This window comes from Burkholderia sp. AU4i, from assembly GCF_000466765.1.
In the GTDB taxonomy this organism is placed as follows: Bacteria; Pseudomonadota; Gammaproteobacteria; order Burkholderiales; family Burkholderiaceae; genus Burkholderia; species Burkholderia cepacia.
This window is the reverse complement of sequence record NZ_ASSI01000094.1, coordinates 60,590-67,015: the sequence shown is the minus strand read 5'-3', so window position 1 is coordinate 67,015 and position 6,426 is coordinate 60,590. Positions and strand designations below refer to the sequence as shown.

Here is a 6,426-nt window from a genome sequence, read left to right as displayed (position 1 = left end):
GGTTGCCGGTCGCCAGCACCGCCGCGAACTGCGCGCGCGCGCCGCCCGGCGTCGCCGCGACACACAGCACCGTGCCGCGCGGGCCGAGTGTATACGTGTTTCGCTCGCCCGTCGGGCCGGTCAGCACGGCGGTCGCACCGGCCGGCACCTGCGCCAGGTAACCGTCGCAACGCGCGGCCAGTGCCGGCTCGCGCTGCTCGATCAGCCAGTCGCGCAGCGTCGTGAGCGCTGCCGCCGGGTTGCCGCGCGCATCGCCTTCGACCGCGCCGTCCGCGATCAGCATCTGCGCAAGCGAACGCGGCAGGCCCGACGGACGCGTCGCGAGCAGGCGCTGCAGGTACAGCGCGCCGCCGGCCTTCGGGCCCGTGCCCGACAGCCCTTCGCCGCCGAACGGCTGCACGCCGACCACCGCGCCGATCACGTTGCGGTTCACGTAGATGTTGCCCACGTGCGCATTCGAGATAACGTGCGCGATCGTCTCGTCGATCCGCGTGTGGATGCCGAGCGTCAGCCCGTAACCGGTCGCGCGGATCTGTTCGAGCAGCTTGTCGAGCTGGCTGCGGCGGTAGCGCACCACGTGCAGCACGGGGCCGAACACTTCGCGCTTCAGCTCGTCGATGCTGCCGATCTCGATCAGCGTCGGCGGCACGAACGTGCCGTGCGCGCAGGCTTCCGGCGCCGGCAGCTGCGTGACCGCGTGGCCCTTCTCCTTCATCGCCGCTACGTGCGTGTCGATCGTCTGCTTCGCTTCACCGTCGATCACCGGGCCGACGTCCGTCGACAGCCGGTCGGGGTTGCCGAGCGCCAGCTCGTGCATCGCGCCCTTCAGCATCGTCAGCGTGCGGTCCGCGACATCGTCCTGCAGACACAGAACGCGCAGCGCCGAACACCGTTGACCGGCCGAGTCGAACGACGACTGCATCACGTCCGCGACAACCTGCTCCGCGAGCGCCGACGAGTCGACGATCATCGCGTTCTGGCCGCCGGTTTCCGCGATCAGCGGGATCGGCTTGCCGTCCGGGTCGAGGCGCGCCGACAGCGTCTTGTTGATCAGGCGCGCGACTTCGGTCGAACCGGTGAACATCACCGCACGCGTGCGCGGATCGGCGACCAGCGCCGCACCGACGGTCTCGCCGTCGCCCGGCAGCAGTTGCACCGCGCCGGCCGGCACGCCGGCCTCGCGCAGCAGGCGCACGGCCTGGGCGGCGATCAGCGGCGTCTGTTCGGCCGGCTTCGCGAGCACCGTGTTGCCGGCCGCGAGCGCGGCGGCCACCTGGCCCATGAAGATCGCGAGCGGGAAGTTCCACGGGCTGATGCAGACCACGGGGCCGAGCGGACGGTGCGTGTCGTTCGAGAATTCGTCGCGGATCTGCGCGGCGTAGTAGCGCAGGAAGTCGACCGCTTCGCGGATCTCGGCGATCGCGTTCGGCAGCGACTTGCCGGCTTCGCGCACGATCAGGCCCATCAGCGTGTGCATCTGCGCTTCGAGCAGGTCGGCCGCGCGCACCAGGCAATCGGCGCGTGCGTCGACCGGCGTCGCCTGCCAGATCGGCGCGGCAGCCACCGCATGCGCGAGTGCCGCGCTCACGTGTTCGGCCGTCGCTTCGCTGACGGTGCCGACGGTGTCGCGCTGGTCGGCCGGGTTGCGCACGTCGCGGGCCGGCGCGTCGGCGAGCGTGTCGTCGGCGAGCATCGGCGCCGCGCGCCACGGGAAGTGCGCGCTCGCGAGCAGCGCGGACGACAGCGACGCGAGGCGGTGTTCGTTCGACAGGTCGAGGCCCATCGAGTTGGGACGCTCGTCGCCGTACAGGTTGCGCGGCAGCGGGATCTTCGCGTGCGGCGCGCCGAGCGGCACGACCTTCGACGCTTCGTCGACCGGATCGGCGACCAGTTCCTTCACCGACACGGTCTTGTCCGCGATGCGGTTCACGAACGACGTGTTCGCGCCGTTTTCCAGCAGGCGGCGCACCAGGTACGCGAGCAGCGTCTCGTGCGTGCCGACCGGTGCGTACACGCGGCACGGCCGGTTCAGCTTGTCGCGGCCGGTGACTTCCTCGTACAGCGGCTCGCCCATCCCGTGCAGGCACTGGAATTCATACTGGCCCGGGTAGTAGTTCTGGCCCGCGAGCTGGTAGATCGCGGCGAGCGTGTACGCGTTGTGCGTCGCGAACTGCGGATAGACGGCGTCGGGTGCGGCGAGCAGCTTCTTCGCGCACGCGAGGTACGACACGTCCGTGTAGATCTTGCGCGTATAGACCGGATAACCTTCGAGGCCGTCGACCTGCGCACGCTTGATCTCGGTATCCCAGTACGCGCCCTTGACCAGGCGGATCATCAGGCGGTGACGGCTGCGGCGCGCGAGATCGATCAGGTAGTCGATCACGAACGGGCAGCGCTTCTGGTAGCCCTGCACCACGAAGCCGATGCCGTTCCAGCCCGCGAGATCCGGATCGAAGCACAGCGCCTCGAGCAGGTCGAGCGACAGTTCGAGGCGGTCGGCTTCTTCCGCGTCGATGTTCAGGCCGATGTCGTAGCGGCGCGCGAGCAGCGCGAGCGCGCGCACGCGCGGCAGCAGCTCGCTCATCGTGCGGTCCTGCTGCGAGCGCGAGTAGCGCGCGTGCAGCGCCGACAGCTTGATCGAGATGCCCGGCCCTTCGTAGATGCCGCGGCCGCCGGCCGCCTTGCCGATCGCGTGGATCGCCTGTTCGTACGACGCGTAGTAGCGCTGCGCGTCCTCTTCGGTCGTCGCCGCTTCGCCGAGCATGTCGTACGAGTAGCGGAAGCCGCGTGCTTCGTACTTGCGGCTGTTCGCGAGCGCTTCGGAGATCGTCTCGCCGGTGACGAACTGCTCGCCCATCAGGCGCATCGCCATGTCGACGCCCTTGCGGATCAGCGGCTCGCCGCCGCGGCCGATCAGGCGCGTGAGCGCCGACGACAGCCCCGCTTCGCTGTTGGTCGTCACGAGCTTGCCGGTGATCATCAGCCCCCAGGTCGCCGCGTTTACGAACAGCGACGGCGCGTGGCCGACGTGCGAGCGCCAGTCGCCCTTGCTGATCTTGTCGCGGATCAACGCATCGCGCGTCGCGCGATCGGGAATGCGCAGCAGCGCCTCGGCGAGGCACATCAGCGCGACGCCTTCCTGGCTCGACAGCGAGAATTCGTGGATCAGCCCTTCGACGCCGCCGCCCGAGCTCTTCTCGCGCAGCGCCTCGACGAGCTTCGTCGCGAGCGCCTGCACGTCCGCCTGCAGGTTCGCGGGCAGGCGCGCCTGGCCGAGCAGGAACGGCACGCATTCCGGCTCGGGGCGGCGGTACGCGGCCGTGATCGCCGCGCGCAGCACCGATTGCGGCTGCACGTTCTGCGCGAATTCGAGGAACGGATGCGGCGAGTTGTCGTCGTCGCCGTCCGCAGCCTGCCCGTCGGCGAGCTCCGTGACGCCGCTGTGGCCCGACAGCTCGGGCGGCAACTGGCCGTGCTCGATCCGCTCGAGATACGCGAAGATCGCCTGCTTGATCAGCCAGTGGGGGGTGCGCTCGAGACGCGCGGCTGCGTCCTTGAGGCGCGAGCGGAGAAGGTCGTCGACCTTGACGCCGAGAGTCGTGCTTGCCATGGTGGGTTCGTGCGCCGGTGCGAGCCCGGCAATGTGGTGTGAGAGGATGCGCGAAATCCTACGGCACGCAATAAAAAGGTGCAACCAAATTGCGAGATGGGTTGCACCCTTGGGTTAGTCAATATAATCAGCCACTTATGCGGTTGCAACCTAGGAGTTGCCCGTGGTCGGGGGATCGGTGTTTTCCCTGAGCAGGCCGATTTGACATGCGTGCGCAACCTTCCCCGCGCGTGGCGGCGGACGAAAACGGGTTGCACTGGGGGGCGCCCAGGGGGCGGCCGTGCGGCAAGAGACGGTTCGGGGCTGCCCGACGGCCCGGGCGTCGACGCAGCGGCACGTGGTGTGCGGTGTGCGGTGTGCGGTGTGCGGTGTGCGGTGTGCGGTGTGCGGTGTGCGGTGTGCGGTGTGCGGTGTGCGGTGTGCGGTGTGCGGCACTCGGCACGACGGCCGCATGGCGCGCCGCTCAGATATCCAGCGGATCGACCTCGACGCTCCACCGCAGCACGCCCTTCAGCGCGCGCAGCTCCGGCTGCCACGCGCGCAGCGCATGCTGGAGCGCCGCCCGCGACGCGCTTTCGAGCAGCAACTGCGCGCGGTGGACGTTCGCGACCTTGACGATCGTCATCGGCACCGCGTCGTACACGGTCACGCGATCGGCGCCCGGCAACCCCGGCAATGCGGCCGCGGCTTGCAGCAGGAACGCGAGCGCCGCGTCGAGCGTGCGCCCCTCGGCGCGCAGCAGCGCCTGGTAGACGAACGGCGGCAGGTGCGCGTCGCGGCGCTCGCCGAGCGTCGAATTCGCGAAGCCGACGTAGTCCTGCCGCCCGAGCGCGTGATACAGCGCGTGACGCGGGTAGCGCGTCTGCACGAGCACCTCGCCCGGCAGCCCGGCGCGCCCCGCGCGGCCGCTCACCTGCATCAGTTGCGCGAACAGCCGTTCGCTCGCGCGGAAGTCATGCGAGAACAGCGCCGTGTCGGCATTGAGCACGCCGACGAGCGACACGCGCTGGAAGTCGTGCCCCTTCGCGATCATCTGCGTGCCGACGAGGATGTCGACCTCGCCCGCATGCACATCGGAGAAAAGCGCCTGCGCACTACCCTTGCGGCGCGTGCTGTCCGCGTCGATCCGCAGCACGCGCGCGCCCGGCACGGCCTCGGCGAGCGCCTCCTCGATGCGTTGCGTGCCGCGCCCGAGCGGCGCGATGTCGACGTTCCCGCACTCGGGGCACGATCGCGGAATGCGGGCTTCCCAGCCGCAGTGATGGCAGCGCAGCGCATGCTCGGGTTTGTGCAGCACGACGTACGCGCTGCAGCGCGGGCAGCCCGCGACCCAGCCGCATGCGTCGCACGCGAGCTGCGGCGCGTAACCGCGCCGGTTCAGGAACACGAGACTCTGCTCGCCGCGTTCGAGCCGCGCCTTCAGCGCCGCGACGAGCGGCCCCGACAGCCCGCCCATCGACGCGCGGCCGCGCCGCCGCTCCTCTTCGAGGTCGATCAGCCGCACGGTCGGCAGCGTCGCGTCGGCCACCGCGCGGCGCGACAGCGTGAGCCGCGTGTAGCGGCCCTGCTCCGCCTGCCACCAGCTTTCGAGCGACGGCGTGGCCGAGCCGAGCACGACCGTGACGCCGAGCTGCTTCGCGCGCCACACGGCGAGATCGCGTGCCGAATAGCGCAGCCCTTCCTGCTGCTTGTACGCGGGCTCGTGCTCCTCGTCGACGACGATCAGCGCGAGCGCCGGCATCGACGCGAGCACCGCGAGGCGTGTGCCGAGCACGATCCGCGCTCGCCCCGTATGCGCGGCGAGCCAGTTGCGCGCCCGCTCGCCCTCGGCGAGCCCGCTGTGCAGCGTGACGATCGCGTCGTCGGCGAGCGCACCCGCGAAGCGCGCGCGAAACGCGGCCTCGAACTGCGGCGTCAGGTTGATTTCGGGGACGAGCACGAGCGCCTGCGCGTCCGGCCGGGCGTCGAGCAGCGACGCGAGCGCATGCAGATAGACCTCGGTCTTGCCGCTGCCCGTCACGCCGTGCAACAGGAACGGCGCAAAGCCCTGCGCGGCGCGGATCGCGTCGAGCGCATCGGCCTGCTGGTCCGTGAGCGCCGGCGGCACAGTTCGTCCACCGGCTGCCAACAGGTTATCCACAGCTTTGGGCACAGGCGCATCGGCCCAGCCGATCTCCTCGACGTCGACCCAACCGCGCGCCGCCCAGTCGTCGAGCGTCGCGGCCGCCTTCGGGTGCAGCGCGCGCGCATCGGGCAGCGCGAGCGAGCCGGTGTCGACCAGCGCCTGCGCGAGGCGCCGCAGCGCGGCCCCGCGTGCGGGCAACGCATCGGGCAGCGCCGCGCGGCCGGCCTCCGTCGGCCGGTAGCGCACCTCGGGCGCGAGCAGCCGCCCCCAGCGCCCCGCATCGCGCAGCGCCTGCGGCAGCGCCGGCAGCGCGACCTCGCCGCGCCCGCGCTGGTAGTAATCGGCGGCGAACGACACGAGCGCGAGCCAGTCCGGCGACAACGGCGGCAGGTCCGTGCAGATCGCGTCGACCGCGCGCAGCCGGGACGGCGGCACGTCGGTGTGAGTCGTCACTTCGCAGACGAGCCCGACCGCCTGCCGCTTGCCGAACGGCACCTGCACGAGCGTGCCCGGCACGGGCGCCGGTTGCGCGTCGCAGCGATAGTCGAACAGGGTGGCGAGCGGATGGTCGAGCGCGACGCGCAGGTAGGTGCCGCTCATCGCGGCGCTCCGGCGGCGGCACGCACCGCATCGAGATGGGCGGCCGGCATCCGCGCCCGCATCGTGGCGGCGGACTTAAAGTAAAACTTCA

At 70.8% G+C, this 6,426-nt stretch carries 2 protein-coding genes; both read right to left on the bottom strand.

Annotated elements, in window-relative coordinates; all coding sequences use genetic code 11:
* Positions 1-3,610, bottom strand: a 3,610-nt coding sequence (gene putA, locus L810_RS21760) for a trifunctional transcriptional regulator/proline dehydrogenase/L-glutamate gamma-semialdehyde dehydrogenase (protein ID WP_042975634.1), incomplete at its 3' end; no start/stop codon positions are given.
* 463 nt (positions 3,611-4,073) lie between these two features.
* Entirely contained in the window at positions 4,074-6,335 is a 2,262-nt protein-coding gene (locus L810_RS21755) for a primosomal protein N' (protein ID WP_021160450.1), read from the bottom strand.
* Positions 6,336-6,426: the final 91 nt, after the last annotated feature.

Excerpts from the sequence above, each read along its gene's own strand:
- L810_RS21755 (WP_021160450.1), bottom strand. The coding sequence starts at position 6,335 with ATGAGCGGCACCTACCTGCGCGTCGCGCTCGACCATCCGCTCGCCACC.